We start from the raw sequence: 3,054 nt of genomic DNA, 5'->3' as shown, positions 1-3,054 counted from the left end.
AATATATAGCGACCGCACCGAAGGAAAGGTCGGCGAGTATAGATTTCGCCAGCATTCATAGCAACCAGACTGGCGAACACCATGACAAACTCTTGCAGCTGACTGGAAGGCATTTGAAAAAACTGCACATCTTCTCCAGGCACTCCTCTTTCCAGCCAGGCGTAAGCTGCGTTAGTTCCGGTTTGCAGAAGGTTGATAGTGGGCCCGGCACCAGGTTGAGTGGTCAGGGGTTGGGTGATAGAACTGGATTCCCTGTCATCAGAATCAATTAAAGTCACTGAAACTGGCGAAGAAACAGCTTTACATGCCTGGGAAGCCGTTAAGCCGCCAGCGGCTCCACACTCCTTGTTTTCATCATTACCGGAGGATGTCAGTTCAGGGAGGGTGTGCCGGGCAGACGGTGACGACTCAGAAACTGGCAGCCCTCCAATCGTTTCTGGTTTTTGTCTTTTAGGGCTCTGGCTTTCAGTATCAGCATTGGGTAAAAACTGAGAGGGTTGCTCTTGTAGTCCCTGAGCTCCCGATGGTCCATCGGTCTCTGTATCAGGGATGACAGATAGATAGAGTTTGACGTTTCTTTGTAAGGTTTGAAAATTAAGTACATACTCACCTGCTACAGAAACCATAGAGGTGAGCAGGAATGCCAGTACGATGACAGAACTGTGCAATACGCCGACACCACGAAAAAGTTTTTTCATATTGACTCCTTCCGCTAAAAAGCCGGAAACGCATTCTCGATTTGTAGAGTGAATTACATAACAAATAGAAAGGTTATTCGCTGCCATGCAGGACAAAAGCCTGACATGCAACTCTATACACAAAAAAGAAGAAAATGTTTTAATCAGTACCAGTTGATGTCAACCCGGAGACATCCCGCACAATTGCAGATAATTGTAGATAGTTTTATCTAAAAACTGTTAAGAATAATAAAAACAAGTACTGTAATATGTCTTTTTATGGGTTTGAGCATCATTACGGCTAATATCAGAAGCCTTTAGAATAGTTAAGTCGTTGAAAAAAGATGCTTTTTATTTAGAGTATTTATGACTATAAAATTTAAGATGGAGGGGTATCCACAAATTGGACCAACGAGTTAGACGAGCAAACAAAGAAAAGCAAAAGATACAAAAACATTGCTCACCAAACCGGGCCATAGCTTGCTGAGCCCCTTCTTCGGTTGCAGATCAGTACACGGCCTTGAGTCCTGTTGCAACAGCCTTATAGCCATTAAACGGAACATATTTCATAGAATTTCGCATCATGTGCACAATGCAAAGCCGTATCTGAGTTTGAGGGAACGCGCTGTTAATAGCGTCAGGAAACCCTTTCAGGCCGTCTACACAGGCGCTTAAAATATCTTTGATTCCACGGTTCTGTCACTGCATCAGAACACTGAGCCAGAACTTTACTCCTTCATTTTCAGAGAGCCACATACCCGGCAGTTCCTTTTTGCTTTCGATATTGACTCCCGGAGCCAGGTAAATCGCCTCGTTAATGACCTGCTTATCTTGCCGGACTTTCGCGACAATGCAGTCCAGATAGACAATCGGGTAAATGGGATCAAGAGGGCGAGACTGCCATTCGATCACTTGCTCAATAACGGCATCTGTAACCTTGGAAATCAGTGACTCGGACACGTCTGCACCATACGGCTCTTTGAATGTGGAGACTATCTCTCTGGTACTCATACCCTCTAGGGGTAGAGGATTGTATCATCCATTGAGGTAAATCGAGTCTGTCGTTTTGTTTTACGTACAGAGGTGTTTCACAACGTAAGCAGCCTTTGAGGTGCTTTTTCTACAGATTAGTTAACTGCCGAGCCAGTTTTGAGCCCTCAGCTTTTCTTCAAGAAAACAAAATTCAGAGTGGCTGAACTTGCAATTATATTTGACTATTTCAAAGTATATTGTTTTCAGCATAGCCAGGATGACATTGGCATTGTACGTTGGAAGAGAGGATATGTATCCTTGCGCAAAACTATCAAAGGGAACTAACAGACACTCATGATTGCTACCGCAATTTTCACTCGTGTTTAAATTGTCATAAAGATCAAGCATATGTACTAGCCAAAACTCCAATTCTTCTTTCACTATCACATCTCTTCCAACATATTGACTATCATCAGCTAAATCTAAGATGTATATTTTATCTTTATCTTCATGGTATTTTTCATTTCTACCATTTCTATCACTGAGATGGAGTCTTACAGGGCTGTTTAATATGAAATCTATATCCTCGCTTGGTTTCTCAGGATCGAGGTGCATAACTGATAAAACCTGTCCATAGCGATAAAATGCTTTCTCTAAGGTTTTGTTTCCTGTTTTTTTGTTAAAATGTTCGCTGTAAATATCTGAAAATGTTGAACCAGGAACCCAAGCATAACTAGCAATTAAATGTTTTTTGTGTTCCAGAATAAAGGTTGCACCTTTTGTAGGTAATATAAGCTCAGCATTTTTTAAACTAAGCCATGAATATTTTTTATATTCTTTCTTTAGTTTCCATTCAGTATCAAAATGAGTAGTTTCACATGATTGGCAGTCTTCTCTTGTGATTTTAACAAACCATCTTTTTTTTAGATGTATAACAGAAAAGACTTTTTCAACTTGACCGCCGGAAGTTTTTATTTCTTCTATCTCTTGTAAATGATCATCGAAAAGTATTCTGACGGCATCATAGTATGAGTTAACTTTCCCAAAGTCTGGTAATGTTGGAAGGCTTTGGAAATCAGCTTTCAAAGAATAAGGTTGCATTAAGCAGAGCAAGAATAGTATTAGATTTTTTTTAGACATTTTTTTTGGAATTTAAGTATTTCTTATGTTTATCGGTAGTTCAATGGGTAACTTTATCACTCACTCTCAATACTGCTAACATATATGAGTCGTGACTCCATCAAGAGAGAGTTATGGTCATTTCATGTCCTCAAACGCCAGAAATTATTATCACTCACTCTGCTATGACTGAATGATGGAAGCAGGATTAAATGAATATTAAACTGAGTCTTCTGAATATAACAGGATGTAATACAGTTTTTTTAACTGTCTCTTATACACATCT

The 3,054-nt window shown here is 40.1% G+C and carries 2 protein-coding genes and 1 pseudogene; all 3 read right to left on the bottom strand.

The features are described from left to right. Positions 1-698, bottom strand: a 698-nt coding sequence (locus tag KDK19_RS04440; protein ID WP_257291410.1) for a hypothetical protein, incomplete at its 3' end; no start/stop codon positions are given. A gap of 489 nt (positions 699-1,187) precedes the next feature. After that, a pseudogene (locus KDK19_RS04435) lies at positions 1,188-1,744 on the bottom strand (transposase); the annotation flags it as partial. A gap of 64 nt (positions 1,745-1,808) precedes the next feature. After that, positions 1,809-2,735 carry a hypothetical protein gene (locus KDK19_RS04430; protein ID WP_257291409.1) on the bottom strand — a complete coding sequence of 309 codons (927 nt, stop codon included), beginning with the start codon at positions 2,733-2,735 and terminating at the stop codon, positions 1,809-1,811. Between the last annotated feature and the right edge of the window lie 319 nt (positions 2,736-3,054).

It is taken from the genome of Endozoicomonas sp. ONNA1 (assembly GCF_024606325.1).
GTDB lineage: Bacteria > Pseudomonadota > Gammaproteobacteria > Pseudomonadales > Endozoicomonadaceae > Endozoicomonas_A.
Note: the sequence above shows the minus strand (reverse complement) of the source record. Positions and strands in the feature narration are given on the sequence as shown.